The sequence below is a fragment of the Paenibacillus sp. FSL H8-0260 genome, assembly GCF_045040625.1.
GTDB classification, from domain to species: Bacteria; Bacillota; Bacilli; order Paenibacillales; family Paenibacillaceae; genus Paenibacillus_AQ; species Paenibacillus_AQ odorifer.
In genome coordinates this window covers 3,612,011-3,630,152 of record NZ_CP150298.1, presented here as the reverse complement: position 1 = coordinate 3,630,152, position 18,142 = coordinate 3,612,011, and the positions used below count along the sequence as shown (strand labels likewise).

Annotated in this window: 14 protein-coding genes; 1 reads left to right on the top strand and 13 read right to left on the bottom strand. The window is 42.2% G+C overall.

The annotated features are described in order from the left end of the window. Nucleotides 1-152: 152 nt before the first annotated feature. From MHI51_RS16085 to MHI51_RS16045, 9 genes are all read right to left on the bottom strand, one after another. Nucleotides 153-1,361 carry an SGNH/GDSL hydrolase family protein gene (locus MHI51_RS16085; RefSeq protein ID WP_076126551.1) on the bottom strand — a complete coding sequence of 403 codons (1,209 nt, stop codon included), beginning with the start codon at nt 1,359-1,361 and terminating at the stop codon, nt 153-155. A 17-nt stretch (nt 1,362-1,378) separates the two neighbouring features. Then, on the bottom strand, nt 1,379-3,610 hold the full coding sequence (locus tag MHI51_RS16080) for an FAD-dependent oxidoreductase (protein WP_405173097.1): 2,232 nt from the start codon (nt 3,608-3,610) through the stop codon (nt 1,379-1,381). Between the two features lie 84 nt (nt 3,611-3,694). Further along, nucleotides 3,695-5,317 (bottom strand): response regulator, encoded by a 1,623-nt coding sequence (locus tag MHI51_RS16075; protein ID WP_076217655.1) that lies wholly within the window; start codon nt 5,315-5,317, stop codon nt 3,695-3,697. Next, nucleotides 5,317-7,056: a histidine kinase gene (locus MHI51_RS16070; protein WP_076217656.1), complete on the bottom strand. Its 1,740-nt coding sequence runs from the start codon at nt 7,054-7,056 to the stop codon at nt 5,317-5,319. Before MHI51_RS16070 ends, MHI51_RS16075 begins: the two co-directional genes overlap by 1 nt. A 197-nt stretch (nt 7,057-7,253) precedes the next feature. Further along, a complete protein-coding gene (locus MHI51_RS16065) occupies nt 7,254-8,840 on the bottom strand; it encodes an extracellular solute-binding protein (RefSeq protein WP_036677074.1) in 1,587 nt (528 codons plus the stop codon). Between the two features lie 66 nt (nt 8,841-8,906). Next, nucleotides 8,907-9,776 (bottom strand): carbohydrate ABC transporter permease, encoded by an 870-nt coding sequence (locus tag MHI51_RS16060; RefSeq protein WP_036677077.1) that lies wholly within the window; start codon nt 9,774-9,776, stop codon nt 8,907-8,909. A 13-nt stretch (nt 9,777-9,789) separates the two neighbouring features. Beyond that, entirely contained in the window at nt 9,790-10,737 is a 948-nt protein-coding gene (locus MHI51_RS16055; RefSeq protein ID WP_036677080.1) for a sugar ABC transporter permease, read from the bottom strand. 363 nt (nt 10,738-11,100) lie between these two features. Continuing rightward, nucleotides 11,101-11,682, bottom strand: coding sequence for a TetR/AcrR family transcriptional regulator (locus tag MHI51_RS16050; RefSeq protein WP_076126541.1), 582 nt, complete (start codon nt 11,680-11,682; stop codon nt 11,101-11,103). A 91-nt stretch (nt 11,683-11,773) separates the two neighbouring features. Beyond that, nucleotides 11,774-12,784, bottom strand: a complete 1,011-nt coding sequence (locus MHI51_RS16045) for a fumarylacetoacetate hydrolase family protein (protein ID WP_405173096.1) — start codon at nt 12,782-12,784, stop codon at nt 11,774-11,776. 155 nt (nt 12,785-12,939) lie between these two features. On the opposite strand from MHI51_RS16045, the gene MHI51_RS16040 reads away from it, so the two are divergent. Further along, entirely contained in the window at nt 12,940-13,962 is a 1,023-nt protein-coding gene (locus tag MHI51_RS16040) for an MBL fold metallo-hydrolase (RefSeq protein ID WP_341164812.1), read from the top strand. Nucleotides 13,963-14,163: 201 nt separating this feature from the next. Here MHI51_RS16040 and MHI51_RS16035 read toward each other — a convergent pair whose 3' ends face one another. The 4 genes from MHI51_RS16035 to MHI51_RS16020 form a co-directional block, all read right to left on the bottom strand. Then, nucleotides 14,164-14,988: a hypothetical protein gene (locus MHI51_RS16035; protein WP_405173095.1), complete on the bottom strand. Its 825-nt coding sequence runs from the start codon at nt 14,986-14,988 to the stop codon at nt 14,164-14,166. A gap of 85 nt (nt 14,989-15,073) precedes the next feature. After that, nucleotides 15,074-15,667 (bottom strand): RNA polymerase sigma factor, encoded by a 594-nt coding sequence (locus tag MHI51_RS16030; protein ID WP_076217699.1) that lies wholly within the window; start codon nt 15,665-15,667, stop codon nt 15,074-15,076. Between the two features lie 224 nt (nt 15,668-15,891). After that, nucleotides 15,892-16,767 (bottom strand): stalk domain-containing protein, encoded by an 876-nt coding sequence (locus MHI51_RS16025; RefSeq protein ID WP_076217698.1) that lies wholly within the window; start codon nt 16,765-16,767, stop codon nt 15,892-15,894. A 397-nt stretch (nt 16,768-17,164) separates the two neighbouring features. Next, a complete protein-coding gene (locus MHI51_RS16020) occupies nt 17,165-18,046 on the bottom strand; it encodes a helix-turn-helix domain-containing protein (RefSeq protein ID WP_405173094.1) in 882 nt (293 codons plus the stop codon). Nucleotides 18,047-18,142 lie beyond the last annotated feature (96 nt).

The following is an 18,142-nucleotide window of genomic DNA, read 5'->3' as shown; positions in this document are numbered from 1 at the left end:
GAAATTTCTTTGATTTCAAGAATTTCTTATAAGATTTTAAGCAAGAAGAAACGACATTGTCTTCCTTTAAAAAGAGACCTACATCATAACTGGCCGCTCAACTGCAGTCAGTATGATATAGGTCTTTCAATTGGAGAAAACCTTATGATTAATTATAATGGCGGCTGCACCAATAACAACTTCCCAAGCTGGATCACCGTTTGATCATACCAATCTGGATGCTGCCGAACATGCTCAATACTTCGTTCATTGCCGCATGCCTCAAATACAGCCGCTTTGTCTGTCTTTTCGGTATCGACTTCGAAGCGCACCGTATGTTTCCCATTCGGGAGCTCCGGCAAGAATACATACTGATTACGATTATGATCGTTGTGTAGTGTGAATCGATCGACAATAAAGGGTTCCCCACCATCCACCGACACCTTCAATCTGCCAGAATCAGGCCCCCCGATATCGAATAACCCGATATGGGTTCCCTCGAACTGCACCGTAATAGCCTCTCCAGGATCGACTGCTCGCCACAGGCCGGGGAACAACCAATTGTACTCACGTACTAAAGCACAATCATCGGGAGTCATGTAAGACCATCCTGCGGAAAAATCGGTAAGACTATCCAATGACAGCATGCTCGCATATTCCCAAGGATTAGCCGGGACCAACGGATTCTGAGGTAAGTGATGTACTGACCTTCCTGGATGATCCTGAAGTTCTCTAATTTTCTCAAATGACCGGGTGATCGTATCCGTGTAAATCTGATGTCCTTCGGGAATAGTCGGATGGATCGAATCATGTGTAAAAACAACGGCTCCGGAAATGGACACGTCTTCCCTTGAGGTGAAAACGAGTTTTCCCTCCGACACCAAGTGACTGACCGCTACGCCCAGATGAATCGAAGGAATACCGTAATAGTCGGCCACTTCCTCTTGCATTAGAGCCCCCTTCTGGTATTCTCCAGACTGAAATAAGGCCACATCCCGCTCCTTCAGCGTATAAACGAACAGGATATCAGTAAACCGGCTCCGCTTGCGGATCTGACGGACAATCCCTTCGATCCGCGCCTTGGATTCGGGATCTCCGCCATCATTACCGACAAATTCAACAAATACTAGATCAGGTCGATGACGCAGTACATCTGTCTCCAAACGGGCACAGCCCAAATCCGATCCTGTCCCATCAATGCCTGCATTCACAGAGCGGATATCCGCCTTAGGATATTGCTTACGAAGCCAATCCGCCGTCATAACCCTGTAGCCTTCAGAACGTGTATTACTGCCGCCGAAATAGACGATTGTTACGGTATCCCCATTTTCCAATTTTTGAATTATATTGGGGAGCCCTTTACGAGGGAATAATTCCTTCATCGTGACTTCACCTGTCCTCATTTATCGATTTTAGGAGCAAACAATTTCACAGCAAACACTTCAAAATAAGGCGAACCATAAGTTGCGCAGAAATTAATCCGGATTCGGGTTACACCGTTCGCATTTATCTTATGTTTATTCAACGTGAGATAATTTCCACGAGTTATGATTGTCCTCTCGGTTCCGTCTTCTAAGGTCAAGGTCATATCATAATCTTGGATAAGGGACTCAATCGGGTCGTTGAAATGCTCCAAATCCAGCTGCGAATTAAAAACAAGATGGATTTCGTCCAGATTTTTGGGGCTTGCAAAACAGAATTCCAACCATTCCTGTCCTTCCGAATGTTCAGAAATCCAGCCATTCGGTTGGCCATAAGGTCTGGAGTAGCCATTGACAACATTCTCAGGGCTATACATATTCTGAGCTGGCACCAGGTCCTTAAAGCAAATGCTCTTATTGAATTTCTTCAGCCTGGACGGCTCTTCCGGCCTATAGTGGAAGCTGACCGCTCCTGTCAATTTCTCTTCATTACCGTATATGGCAAGGCTCGCCGTGCCCTCCAATATGATGTAGATTTTGTCGTCAGCCGGTTTCTTGCAGTCCAAGTCTAGCGTAATCCAGTCGTCATGACCGGCTGTAATAACCAAGTGGTAGTCTCTCAACTCGCTGGTTGGAATGTAGTTTTCCTTTCGTTCCCCGCCAAAAAGCTTCACATGTAGAGTTTCCGAATGCTTGGAGCTATTTTTAATTTTGAACCGTACGCTTTCAGCCACGGATGTCTGAATCGGCAAGACCAAACATAACCCTTTCTCCAAGGAAATCTCTTCGGTTGGATGAAGATTGTCATAGCTGCGCTGAGACGAGGCACGAATAGTTAATCCGTCAGCGAAGTAAGGATCCAATTCCTCTTGAAGGCCTACAATGGTTTGTCCGTCTCGAAGCAATAGCGCCTGCAGCTCCCCCATATGAGCTTCGACTATAGCAGCAGGGTCTACCTCATATTTTGAGCACAACGAAGCAGCTGTTCCAACCGCCTGCCCCATACAACCGCAGGTTGCCATAACCCTTGTAGATCCGAAAGCCACATGGGTAGCACTTATATTGCGACCAGCGAACATGAGATTAGGAATATTTCGTGAATATAAACTGCGGAAAGGGATATTGTACAATCCAGGCACGAAATTCCAAGCTGTAGCCGGTCCCTCATCGTAGATGCCCTTATTAGCATGTAAATCCATATACCATCCACCGACGGATACAGCATCTTCGAAATGCGGCTTTGCTGTGAGATCGTTCTGAGACAACATGTGATCCCCAATAAACCGCCTCGACTCCCGCTTTCCCGGGATCGGGCATACATAATCCAAAATGAGATTGTCTACATCATCAAATTCACCGCTATTTTTGAGATAATCCCAAATCCCGTATACCAATTTCCGCAGCTCCAACGCGATGTCTTCATTATTTTTGATAATATCCATATGTCCGCCGTATTCCAGCCACCACAATCCGCCAAGCCCGTTGATTTTTCTTGGAAAAGCCCGATGGTTTAAGCCTTTTCTGATACTATCGAAAAAGGCCAACTTCGTAATATCATACGCAAAGCCAGGTCTTTTGTATGGAACGGAATACCCTACGTCACGGGCTTGAAACAGGATCGTATCACCCATGGTGTAATGGTCCGCCACTTCAGGAGCCAATTCTTCCTTGTATTCATGTTTCGCTTCTCTCCCCCATCGGAAGAGAGCACCTGACTGATATCCAACAACTCCATCTCCGGAGCAATCGATATAGGTTCGGCTTTCAAAACGAAATTTCCTTTCGGAAGCCAATTGAAGACCATCCACCCATTTAATTCTGCCGTTCTCCATGCCCGTCTCATGCACGCATGTATTCAGAAATAGAGAAATGTTAGGCTCAGCATAGACCATATCCAACAAGACCGTATCCGAAAGCGAAAGCATCAGCTTCTTGTTGTATAACGGATTATAGTGGAAAATCTTCAACTTGAGTTCTTCCACCAACCCTCCTTCGCGTGCATAATAGGATGGACTGTTTCCGAGATAAGCCGACCCGTTGATATGAACCCTGACCTCGCTGCTCGCATTTCCCCCAAGAACCGGTCGATCATTAATAAGTGACACTTGCAGTCCTTGGCGTGCGGCAGCAATTGCAGCGCATATCCCAGCAATACCTCCGCCGACGACGGTTACATCTGCTTTAATAAGCTCCATTTTGATAACCTCCATGATTAGATCCTTCTATCATGGTAATCCTTTTGCTCCCTTTTTTTTTACATGATTTCGCGAAAAAATCACACATTTTTTGCAACCTTAATTGGATTCATACCGTGTCATTTTTATCCGGTATTGCTTAGGAGTATCACCCGTATATTCTTTAAATAATTTGCAAAAATAACCTTCATTCACAATTCCTACTTCTTCGCACAATTCCAATATAGAATAATCCTGAATATTTAACAGCTCGAGAGCTAATTGGATTTTTTTACGATTGATGTAGCTGATAACGCCTTCGTTCATTGTTTTTTTGAATAAGCTGCTAAAATACGATGGAGCTAAATTCACTTCCTCGGCAATCGCCTCGAGCGTTAATCGCTGTTTCAGGTTTTTCTCTATAAACCGCATAGCACTCATGATTTCTATACGATGTAAAAGTTGCCCGGCGTGTACATATTCGAAGGTAAAGTCGCCAATATAGGCAAGCTGCTCCCGAAAAGCTAAAAATTCTATGGGAAACTCTGCTACTTCCGCGGCCAACTTGTTCCCCGATTTAAACTTCACAATAATGTCTCTGTACAAGTCTCTTAACATAGGCGCCATGATGGACTTATGGATTTTATGGTCCGTAACAAATTGGTTCAGATCAGCAAATGCTTTCTCCAGCTCTTCCTTGGAAACCTTTCTTTTCACCCCAGCAAGAAAATCAGCCAATTTCTGCTGAACTTCTTCTTTTCTGTCATTATGGTAATGGAACCGATGCATGGGTGTTTTTACTACTTTCTCTGTATGATAATAGAAATCATCACTCACATTTTGTGCTTCCGTGTAAGCTTGTTTGATGGATTCCCAGCCTCGGTGTGGACCTCCAAAAGCGACGGATACCCTTTGATTCAAATATTGATGCAAATGGGAGACGATCTGCCCCCCCAATGTCTGGCAATCATATTCCGTTTCCAGATCACTGCGATTATTTTCCCAGGATAGAAAGCCAATAAACCGATTATCGGATAGATCCGCAGCTACACCACTGCCACCATTCATCACCGTTTCTTCGATTATATTTGTAATCGCATACCTCAATATGTTCTGATCAGACGCTGAATAATCATTTCGGAAACTTTCATACATATTCATTTCGACAATAAAGCAGCGATAGTTGGCTTGAAAGAAATGGAACTGCATACGATTGGCAAAATCTGATGCCCGATGAGAAGGGATTTCGCCTCTGATAAGCTCGTTAAAAAATTGCTTGCGGACTCTATATTTATTTTCAAGCACGGATACGTTTAAAGATTGAAATTCCGCTTCTTTTTTCTTAACTTCATTTAAAATCCCGGCTGCCTTATCTAAAGCTCGATCCAAATCCGCATCTCTGAGCGGAACCTTAACAATGTACTCCAATACGTTGGCTTGAATAGCTCTCTGGGCGTATTCAAAGGATGAATAAGCGGTCAAAAGAATGAATTGGGTATGGGGAAGCTTTGGCTTTAGCTGCTCAATCATGGAAATTCCATCCATTCGCGGCATGACGATATCAGATATTACGATATCCGGCTTAAGCTTTACGATCTCCTCTATCCCCTTCAGCCCATTATTCGCTTTTCCCACTAAATGAAATCGCTTATCCCTAAGGGAGCGCTCGTGAAAAAACAATTCCAATCTCTGAATGATTAGATCTTCATCGTCAACAATGAAGCAGGTATAGTCTCTCATCATCATGCATCTCCTTTAAACAAGCCTGCTGGGAATAAGGCGCGAACCCGGGTTATTTCCTTAGGTATGCTTATGATTTGGAGCCCGAACTGTTCTCCGTAGTGAAGTCTGATTCGGTCATGAATATTATTTAACCCGATTCTTTTCCTTTTCAATTCCACATCCCCCGGTTCTGAAATTAAAATATGCTTTATTTTATCAGTTGGAATTCCCTCGCCCTGATCAACTACTTCTATGATGACGTTGCCACCCTCCCTGTACGCATGAATAGTAATAGGGCCTTCGATCCCCCCTCCGTTATAACCATGGAAGATACTATTCTCCACAAGGGGCTGCAACAGCATTCGAAAAACCGGAAAATCTATTAGCCCTGCTTCGATATTTTCGATTAATTGGAAGTTTCGGTTATAGCGGATGTTCTGGATCGCGATATAGTCTGATACATTTTGCAATTCCTGACGCAGTGATACCTTCTCCGAAGCGTCGGCTATCCCATATTCCAATATTGAAATGAGAGACTCGATCACCACATCTACTTTCTCTATTTGTCCGAGTCGTATGACATTGCTGATAGAACCAAGCGTGTTATACAGAAAATGAGGGTTTATTTGAGACTGCAGCACTTGAATTTCCAGCTTTCGTTCAAGTTCGTTATGAAGCTCTGCTCCCCGAATCAGTTCCACAATTTGCTGCAGCATACGATCGAATGCTCGGGAGAGATCTCCAAACTCATCATTTCGGTTAATCGATATTGTAGTTGTGAGGGAGCCTTGCTCCACCCGCTTCATTTTTGTTTTGAGTGCATAGAGCGGGTTCCTTATATATTTGGCAATAAAGAAGGAAACGAACAGACTTAAGAGAAAACCAGCAGCTAGAAGCTCGATATAATAGGTTTCCAATCTGGATAAAGCAGCTTTCAAGCGTGATTCATCGTTGATTGAGATGATGGTCCAGTTGAATTTTTCAGTCGGTTTTTTTAGAAGGGAAACTTGAATCCCCTCCTTGGTGTGCAGTTGAAGGTTTGTTTCTGTAGTATCCAGAATTTCTTCTGCTGACGTTTCACCGATTGAAAAAGTATGATCTTGAACATTCAGGGGGCCTTTATTTTCCGAAAATCCGGCAATGATTTTTCCCGATGCGGTGATTAGAGCCAAATTCATTTGTTCTTTTTTATTAATCTTGAACAAGGTATCTTCAATGGCATTTAGATCTAGATCTACTGCAATGGCCATAGGAAACGGAGCACTGTTCAGATATCGGACCATCGTAACTGTCCAGCCGGAATATTTAGATTTGTAAGGATCACTGACAAATGTAATCCTTCTATTCTTGTCAGCTGCATCAAACAATGGTTCTCTTTCAGCTAAAGGTTCATCAAATATTCGGGTAGGTGTACTTCCGCCTAGAATAGATAAATCGTTTTTGATCAAATAAATATTACTGACGTAATTACTGTTGAGTTCATAGAGCTCTCTTAATTGCTTTTTAATCACGTCCGGATTGTCAATGTTGGCTTTCACCGATGACTCGACCGAGAACAGCATCGTCTGGAAGGAGGAAAAATTAACTGTGAAATACTGATCAATCTTATCAAGTATTTGGTTGGTGTAATAAATGTCAGAGGTTCTTATTTCCTTTTGGACATAACGATAAGACAATTGGCTTATCAAGATTATGCAGCTTAACACAAATGCAAACACGATAAAAAATAGTTTTAAAGGCAAGCTGATTCTTCTTCGCATCGATCATCTTCCTTTTAAATCTGTAATAAACAAATAATAGCATATGATAAGAAGAAACGCCTTCGGCGTCCTTTTTAAGGACGATAAGCGTTTCTTCGAAAAATAGAAGGATAAAGTATAAAGTATAAAGTAAAACTTATACTTTCTTATATTTCAATAAAGAGAGGGGCTAATTATAGCCGCTCTCTTCGTTTGATTTACTTGATTAAGCCTGCTTCTTTAAATTGCTTGATTACTGAGTCTTTATACTTCTGCATGTCAAACTTAGTTTCCAATGTATTGAGGAAATTGTCCCAGTTCGAAAGAGGTTCTTTGCCAGTCATAAATTTGACCAAGCTTTCATTAATGTAACGTTGGCGGTCAGCTGCCAAGGAATCGTTCGGGTCTTCAGTCAATAAATTCCCGGGCAACGTAGCCGCCACGTATTTCTGATTGTTCTCAAAAGCTTCTGCCGTCTTCGGATTCTGGAAGCTGAAGTACTCAGCATCATCACCACGACGCGGCATTCTATAATGATCGACCCATAAGTACTTTTCTTTCATTTCCTTAGATAATTCGGAGGTTTTATTTTTGATCTTGCCGTCTACCAAATCCCAATGAATCCCTTTAATTCCGTATGCAAAATTCGGATATGCTTCTTTGTCCGTAAAGAGATAATTCAGCATGGACAAGATCCGAATGATTTTGTCCTTATCCGCTTTCTTGGATATGGCCCATGAATTGCCTTGGAACGATTTTCTCTCTACAATTTGATCACCATAAGGACCTGTCATTGGAGGAATGACGATCCATTCCGGCACCTCTCCACTGATTTCTTTCATTTTTTGCTGATAATCTGGTTCCAGCCTGCGGGCATCTCTTATCATGAAGCCAACTTTACCCTTAAATAGCTTTTGGTCCAATAAATCGGGAGTATTCATCGTCACCCAGTCTGGATCTACAACTTTAGCTTCCATCATTTTATTGATATAAGCGAGCGCTTCTTTCATTTTTGGGTCGGTAAACAGGAACACCGGTTCATTGTCTTTCACATCAATGGCTGAGGGAGGATTGACTCCAAACATCCACATCAAACTATCGAAGCCATAGGTTTGCAGATTGCCTTCTTTATTCATACCGCCTATGAATCCGTACGTATCATTTTTGCCATTGCCGTCCGGGTCTTTCTCTGTAAAGGCTTTCATAACTTCAAATAGCTCGTCAGGTGTTGTTGGCACTTCCATATTCAGCTTTTTCAGCCAATCATTACGGATAAAGAAGCTTCGACTAATACCGTTTACATTATCATAACCTGGAACTCCAATGGTTTTTCCCTGATAGGACATCGCCTCCCAGGAGTCGTTGCTAAAACGTTTCTGCAATTCAGGAAATTGATCCAGATACGGTGTCAAATCCGCAAGAACGCCTTGGTCATAATATTGCGCGAGATCAGCACGGCTCTTCAAAAAGATCAAATCTGGAATATCTCCGCCAGCAATGAGCGTATTTAATTTAGTCGTTGCTTGCCCTGATTGAGGAATCATCATTTCCAAGTCGATATTTACTGCTTTCTCCAACATTTGGCGTTGGATATCTTCTTCACGGGGAGGAATCGGAGCAGCAGCATTGAAAGTTCCTTGGTTAAACATCGAAATTTTCAATTTGGTTTCAAAGGGACTAGACTGGCCTTGTGAATTACCCGAAGCTGTCGATGTAACCTCTTTTTGTTCCCCACAGCCTGACAATACTGTTCCCACACCGACCATTGCTGTCAGAATAGCAAATGTAATCGCTTTACGTTGCATAATGACCTCTCCTTTGCTTCTATATTATCACGGTTTCCCCGTAACAACTCAGGTTGGAATATCTTTTTAACCTTTAACCGATCCCAAGAGCACACCTTTGGTAAAATGCTTTTGCATAAATGGGTAAACGATCAAAATCGGAACTGTAGTCACGACAACTGCTGCCATTTGTATAGCGAACGTACTAACAGCTCCGGTATTGGCAAGCGAATCAGCACTTTGTGTTGCGACGTTAAGCAGGATGTTGCGCAAGATCACTTGGAGCGGCATTAAGTTGGAATCATTGATATAAACAATAGCATCGAAGTAACTATTCCAATGCCCGACTGCGTAAAATAATGAAATTGTGGAAAGGACGGGCAAGGACAGAGGTAAAATGATCCGCCATAACGACTGAAGTTCACTTGCACCGTCTACCCTCGCTGATTCCTCGATTTCAGCAGGCAATTGCTCGAAAAAGCCTTTAATGATCACCAGATTAAATGCACTAATGAGATTTGGAATGATCAATACCCACGGACTGTTTAGCAATCCCAGAGAGCGGACTAGTAAATAAGTCGGAATTAATCCTCCTCCAAACATCATAGTAAAGACAATGAATAGTAAAAATGGGCTGCGACCCGGCAAATATTTTTTGGATAACGGATATGCCGCGATTACCGTAAAGAACACATTGAGAGCAGTGCCTACAATCGTTCGAAACAATGTGATTTTATACGCCTGCCCAATACCATGAGAAATGAATACTTCTTTATAGGCTAGAAAGGTAAAGGTTTCTGGTATAATAACAATTCCTCTTCTTAGCACTTCCGATTCTGGCGTTACTGAAACAGCAACCACATATAGAAAGGGTAGTAAGCAAAGTAGAGCTAGCAAAATAAGAATAAAATAAACGAATGCTTGCCAGACCTTTTCTCCGATTGTCAAATTGATCATTTTGATAACCACCTCACCAAATTTGCCCATCGAATTTTTTGGCGAGCTTATTCGCTGCCAACACTAAAACAAATCCGATGACCGCTTTAAATAATCCCACAGCAGTAGCCAAGCCAATCTTAAGTCGCTCGAGCCCTTCACGGTATACCCATGTGTCGATAATGTCGATCTTCTCCTGATTAAAGCTGTTGGCAAACATGAATATTTGGTCAAAACCAGCATCCAGAATATGGCTTAATTTAAGGATCAGCATCAGAATCATCACGCCTCGAATGCCGGGAAGTGTTACATGCCATAGCTGTCTCCACTTGGAAGCGCCATCAATTCTAGCCGCTTCATATAAGCTTGGATCGATTCCTGCTAATGCTGCAAGGTACAATATCGCTCCCCATCCAATATCCTTCCATATTTCAGATAAGATGATCAGCAGTCTGCCCCAGGCAGGTTCCGTTAGGAATGAGATGGGTTCAACTCCAGTTTCCTTCAATATCATGTTAAAAAGACCATCCCCTGGGGCTAATAATGCCACCATCATTCCATAAACAATGACCCATGATAGAAAGTGGGGTAAATAAGTGATCGTTTGAACGATTTTCTTAAACCATTGGGTATAAACTTCATTGAGCAGCAAAGCAAGTATGATAGGAGCTGAGAAACCGAACAACAGCTTATACAGGGATATGATAATCGTATTTCTCATGATGTCCCAGAAATAAACGCCGTTCATAAAATCTGTAAAATTTCTAAATCCCACCCATGGGCTATCCCATAGTCCCAAAGCTAGGTTATAGTTTTTAAAGGCAATAATGATTCCCGCCATAGGAATGTATTTGAATACGGCAAAGTAAACTAATGCCGGGAACAAGAGAGCGTACATCACTTTATACTTTTTTATCGTCCTTATCCATGAGTTCCGCTTTTTGGGGAGGGGAATGGCGTCCGCTGCCAATTTTGCTTGCATATCATCACCTCGTCTTTATTTGTATTTGTATAATAGCATCCCCCTACTGGATAAATTTCTGTAATTTCAAGAATTTCTTATAAGATATTAAGTAAGTACAGCCCTGGATAATTCCAATGCAATAGGCATGATTGTCTTGCATTTAAGCTCGTACAATAACTCTGACTCGAAAGTTTGGGTATAGACTAAATACAATCCTGAGTCCCCAAAAAAAAAAGCCCCTAAAAAAATTGGGCTTAATTAATGGTCAGTTTCTATATAATGCATCCACGTATTTTATTTTCCATTACTAAAAATAATCACCACATCATCAACCGTCGCTGCATGCTCTTCCATTAGATGAATGGGATAAATCAATAATGCTTATGACTGGGCTAAAATTCCTTTAACAAACAATGAGACACTATGCTTGTAGAACTCTTCCTCGGTGACGAATTGGGATTGATATTGCCGGTGAATCAGCTCGCTCATCTGAAATCCGTAGCACATCGAGAGAAAAGACATTGCGACAAGACGCTCATCCTGTCTGGCGATAACTTTTTTCTTCTGCAAGCGTTCAAAATATTCAACCAGCAAGGAGTGAAGCTTCGCCGGCGGATCGGCGAGCACTCTGTCTAATTCGGGAAGCATTCCTTTGTCGCGGATGCCAATCAAAATGATGTCCGCATTTTTATGGAAAAATAAACGGTACTGCTGACTTACATTCAGCAGATCGACTTCCGGATTATCGGTCGCTTCCTCTTTTAACAGCTTCTCAAATTGTGGAATATCCGAATGTCTTTCAATGATGGCTTCCAATATGCCTTGCTTGCTTCCAAATTGCCGAAAAATCGTAGATTCATTGACTTTAGCTTCCGTTGCAATGGCTTTGGTGCTTACTCCTCTATAGCCATTCTTTTTGATGAGCTGTGTCGCGGCTTCAATGATTCTGTCTGAAGTTTGCATTGTAGTTCTCCTTTTGCATATGTTAATCCTATTCTACTACAAGTTCTGCATATGCAGCAGGGTCGGGGTTCATCATTTTGATAAACGTTTTTTAAGGCAAATCGCTTCTTTTTTCCCAGCGGCTTGGTTCCGTAATCTTGACATGATCAGGCACCAATTGCGTGAGCGTGCCTAATTTATCAAATGTAATCTGGATTCGGTCAGAGGGCAACAGCCATTCTTCGGTCTCGATTGCGCAGCAATCCGGTATCGTCCCCATTCCTATAATCGTGCCCGGGAGCGGCGTGAAAACTTTGAGAACCTCCTCCATCACTTTTGCAGGGTGTGCAGAATACTCGGATGTGCTCCCCTTCCAGTGCAGTCTCTCCCCGATGCATACATTCACGTCCAGTACCAGCGGATTGTCGATTTCATCCGGCGTAACCAGAAATGGCCCTATGCCTTTGCTGCGATCAAAATCTTTGCAGCGCGTCGGTCCGGTCAGCCCCTGGAAATCCGGCCATTGCACATCGCGGACAGTACTGTCATTAAAAATAACATAACCTGCAATGCAGTTCTCCATCCCTGTAACAAAGGCCAGCTCCGGCTCAATATCCAGGTAGGAAGAATACGAAGGCCAATGAATCGTATCTCCATCGCCAATTAATGCATTATGGTTACATTTGTAATAACTGAAAGTTACTTTGTTCGGATCTTGCTGGAATTTTTCAGCAATTTTTTGTTTAAGCTCTTCTCTTTCCGGCCCTGTATATTCTCTTTGCAGCAGATTTACGCCAGCATTTCTCAGATGTCTTGGTGTCAGCCCGAAATCGATAAGCGCAGCCGGATTTGGAACTGGCGGCAGCAGGTTTACCGCTACAATCGGGCAGATTTCATTTTCATTAAATTGATGCGACTGTTCGACCGCATATTGCATTAATTCCTTAGCGGCATCATAACTTGCCGGTAAATAATGAAGATAGCTGTCTATACTTTCAAGACTGTCAACGAATGTTCCCTGCTTTTTCATGATTGCGGCAAAAGACACGACAAATTTCTCGTTAATTACAAGCCCAAACAAAGGTTCCTGGGATGTCTTGGTTTGAAAGGTTACTAGTTTCATGTTGCAGCGCCTCCATCCATGTAGTGTGATGTTGTTCTGTTACATCATATTACACGGAACAAATGCATGCAAGTACATGCTTGCAATTATGTTTTCCACTCTCTATAATAAAGGCATGCTTTACCCCAAAAACATATACGTAAAGGAGAATTTTTATGAAGTATGGACGTATTATCCAAAAACCTCGCGTTAAATTTTTTGAAGTCGCAGATGGCGTCTTTGCTGGTATTTCGCCGTATCGCGGGATCAGTTGGGCCAATGCCGGATTCATCAACAAGGGTGACGGGTTGGTGTATGACACGTTTTTCGATTTGTTCCATGCGCGGGAAATGCGGGAGGCTTTTATGGATGTAAGCAACGGCGGCTCTCCCGCATATGTGGTGAACTCGCACTATAACAGCGACCATGCCTGGGGAAACAAAGTGTTTGAAGATGCTTGTATTATTATGCACAAGGAAGCCTCCAGAGAGCGTCTCACCGAAAATATCTCTTGGATGGACAGCGTCATCAGAAGAGGAAAGAATTCTCCGGAATCGACTCCGGGCGAGCGGTTTTTTGCAGCGGAATTTGAAGGATTTGACCTGGAAGGCGTAGAATGGGTGCTCCCGAATATTGAGATAAAGGACGATATCAACATCCGTCTTGGCGATACAGAAGTTATGATTCAGAACGTAGCTCCAGCCCACTCTGATAGTGACTTACTGTTGTGGATGCCAAAAGAAAAAGTACTGTTCGCTGGCGATGTCGTGTTTAATGGTTGTACGGCATACAGCGAAGAGGGAACCCTCAATTGGGTTAAAGTGCTTGATCGCATTATTGATGAAATTAAACCCGAAATCGTTGTTCCAGGGCATGGCGCCATATGTGGCCTGGAATTCGTGAAGGAGCAGAGAGAATACCTCCTAAACCTGATTAGCGAGTTCAACAAGCATTACAATGACGAAATTGATTCCTTGTCTCTGACCAAGCAAATGGATATTTCCCGCTTCCTTCATTGGATTCAGCCAGAACGCTTGTATGTTACAGTGGATATCCTATTGAAAAGCAAACGAGGGTTACCACCCTTTCCAATTTGGAACGAGGTGCCTGCTAAGCTGGAAGACATGAAAGCTTTTTTGGCTGGAAAATATGGCAATCAGATCAAGCCATGGGACCCTATGAGTGTTTGGCAAGAATAGCAATTTACAGCTAACCTATGAAAAACAAAAAAACGGCCCTGTCGCAAATGATGCGAACAGCGGCCGTTCTTATGCATTGTTCCACGGAATTAAAATCGGTGCTTAGAAACGATTATGATAAAAAATGAAGAAGGACTATGGTTTACTAGAGGGGAATCCCCCCAATTGGATGGGAGGAGACTCCCGTTGTTGTTGTATTTATTATTCCAAATAGCCTTCGGCAAGTTTCATTAGGGTTTCTTTGCTTACTTTATTTAGGTCACCCCGTAAAGTATAGGCGTATTTCAGCTTTTTGTCTGGGCTCTCGTATACCCATTTCAGCTCGTGCGTCTGCGAAGGAGCAAATTCTGTATGCAGCATTTCTACTCCCTTCACTTGAACCTTCTCCTGCTTAAATTCAACCTTCTCGTCAATATACATTGTAGGATCGCTCTTTCCACTCAGATTAGTGATATCAACCCCGATTTCATCTTCGCCATTTTGATACGTAGCAAAGAGAAGGAAAAACTGATCTGTCATTTCAACCGGCATCATGGCATATCCCTGATTGGATTCTTCCGCCTGCCTTCTCAGCTTTTCTGCCATTTTCTTTTTTTCTTCCGAAGAAGGAGGATTCACTTCCTGAGCATTTTTAAAGATTACGTCCGCCTTCTGGAATGTATAATTTCCATTGATGTTGTCTGCGATCTTAATGGATTTATCCGTAATCTTATCGCGCAATTGAGATAGATCATGGAAGATCGTCAACTTTGTTCCAAGATCTGTTTGATGATTCGGGTTATTGGCAACCATATAGAACAGCCCAGCTTCCCCGTTCTTAAGCACCTTTTCCTTCACTTCAAAAAATGCCTTGAACCGCGCTGCCTCATCTTTCGTTTCTGTTTTTACGTAATCTTTTGTAGATTTAGTTTCATATACGACTTTTCCATCTTTATTGGTCAAAGAATGATATTGAACTGCCGCATAACCCGTGGAGGCCATTAACATCATCCCTACACACGCAGTCAGAACAACTTTATATTTCATAAAAAACCTCTCCTTTTCTTTTGGCTTAGCATGTATTATTCTCATTACTTTTCCTGTCAAGTCGGCGTCGGGAATGCGCGCGTCATCAAACAGTTTTTTCAAATCCCGATCCCTGTCCATATTCATACACTCCCACTCCCTTCACTTGCGCATAATACTTTCGAAATTTTGCAGATGTACGTTCGTATCTTTTACGAAGGCTGACGCTGTTTTTACCGAGAATCAATCCGATCTCCTGATAGCTTTTATCCTCGACACAACGTAAGATTAACAAATTACGCTCTTCCGCCGATAATTTTGCCATGGCCTGATGTACGGATTCATCAAAATAGTTGGCTTCAATATGCAAATCGACTTCATTATTTTCTTTCTCATCTTGGTAAAAGAAAGGCAAATATTTCACCAACTTTCGCTTACGAAGGATGTCGATACATTGATGGTAGGCAATCTTGTATACCCAGGCACCAAAATCCATCTGATATTGGGTATATTTTTTCAAGGTGCGGAAGGTCTTCAAAAATACCTCCTGTGCGTTTTCCTCGGCTTCGGCATAATTGCCCAGCATGTGATAACAGTAGAGAAAAATCGGTTTTTGATAAATCTCCATGATTTTCTCGAATTGTTCTGTGTTCCCATCCAACACATCTGCAATGATCTGATTTAACTCCGTATCATTCAAGCTGTCTCCCCCCCTTTCACTCTATACAACGAAGAGCTCGACCTAAAATGTGACAGCAATAAAAATCTCAAGAATAAATCTTCTTTATTAACCCCTCGTTTTTTAGCATCTCCCTTGGCACATATTGCTTTTCAAACTTTAATGTTAATAAACATAACAAAGAAGCCCTTCTTGTGAGGGCTTTCTTTGTTTTTCTTACTCAAATATCAGGAGCCTATGAATAATTATTGAGGTTGAAAATCTGAGAACCCTGAGATTAGTACCCTCAACCCCTTGCTGACGCTATCGACCTTCCATACACCATTCGTAAATACGAGAGTGATCGTACGATCCTCGGCATATTGATCTTCTCCTGTTAGACCATTTGCCAATATAACCGATTGCGCAAGCGTGGCTAAAGTCTTGTTAATGTATACTGGCGACGAGGCAGGCGATTCATAGGTACTAGCTGTATTCAAGCCTTTATTTTGAACGATAGACTTAATTAATTTATCGGTAAAGTACGGTTTGAAGTAGGAACTAATATTTTTAATTGAAGAGATATCAGCTGCTTGATTTAATTTATCGGAGAGTTGTTTTAACCGTGGATCCATAATTTTCTGCTTATCAGAGATTTGAATAGATTGTTGCTCCATGTTGACTACGAGTTCCTTACCCCCCAATGTTATGGTCGCCTGCTTAGACTGTTGGTTCCATAAGACATTTGCACCTAGCGATTGACCGACAAAGCGTAGCGGAACATAGGTTGTTCCTTTAATGACCTGCGTGGCAGTATCTATATCAATATATTCCCGGTGCGGAATATCCGGGTTATCTGTAGTCGGTGGTGATTCAATAATTGCGCGTTTGAAATTTGCAGCAAGCCAGAGGGTCGTGTCTCCATTTTTAATCTTTACTTCTTTCTCCGTTTGAAACCATTCCACACTTGCGCCTAAATTTTCTGAAACAGCTCGTAACGGAATGAGAACTCGACCGTTGTTAATTTGGCCGTTATTTATGATCGTAGGTTTGGATGTATCCACTGCAAAGCTATGCACCGGTATTACTGGAAGCACAAGTAAAGCTGAGGCAAATAAGGAAATCATCAATTTTTTCTTCATAATAAAACCTCCCATAATAGATTTATCTTAATAATAGAAGTTTTCCTTTCTTATTTTGTTTGAGTTGTTTGAATACCCAAATTGTTATAAGTTTATCCAATATTTATACACTATTACATGCAACGAATCTAGAGAAACTTCCATACTATTAATGAGCTGTAGCGTAAGCGATGCTGTATCTCAGAATCGCGTCCGTAGAAACATCAACAAATTGCCGAAAGCTTTAAGCGCTTTATTTGACTTGAAAGATTTAAGTACATCCAATGCGCTAGTTGAGAAGCACTGTCCGGGCCGGCGTTCGAGAATAAACCTGTTCATCAAGTCCTGCCGATCAATCTTTAAGTTCATATGACCACTCCGTTATATGACGAGTGTTTTCAAAATTTCAATACCAAATTCATCGCTGCATATTCTGCTTTCTCCAGGCCTTCGGTGTCACCCCTATCATTTTTTTAAATACTGTAGCAAAATGCTGACTTGTCTTAAATCCAAGTTCCATGGCAATATCCGTGATGGACATCTTCGATTCCTTCAGCATCTGGCTTGCACAATCTATACGAACTCGTTCCATACACACTATAGGCGATTGTCCATTCGTCTCTCGGAACACACGATAGAAATGCGACTCACTCAACCCGAACTCCTTTGCAAGCTGTTCAATTGAATAACGAGCAGATGGATTCTGCTGAAGTCTGTCCTTCAGCTGCTGCGTGTAGGTATGCATGTTTGGGGAATGCACAACAAGCTGCGAATGATGAAATAGATGCAGCAAAATTTCCATGACATAATGCCGAAGTTGAAAATCCAGCAGTACCGTACTCTGGTTCTGTAGAAGCTGCTTCAATTGTTTGAAATAGACGACAACGTCCTTGCTGACCAATTGAATGCGTGGACAGTTCTGCATCCAATTAACGAAGATCTGACGCTCCTCCTCTTGAAGCCCGAACCATTCCTTGTTTTGGGCTGGGTCGCGAATAATCATCCACCAAATGGTGGATGGACCAATATAATCAAATTTGGCACGGTGCCGCTCCCCCGGACTTGTATGTATAACTTGCTGGGCATTCGTATGGTATGTTTCGTCTCCGATCTCCCAGTCGACAGCCCCCTGATCAACATAGACGAATTCGTATGCATCCTCATGCACATGATTCGTTAAAGGCATCGCTTTGCTAAAATGGTCATACCCCATTAACAATAAATCCTTTACTCGAGCCGAGTTGCCATTCTCTCCCTCTATGACATATACCCACCGTTCATTTTTGATATGATTCGCCACAATCTATACTCCACCTCTGCATGATTTGTTTCTGATCCTATTCAATATAAATCGAAAAGTCAAATGAGATAAATTGCTATACACTGAAATCGTGAT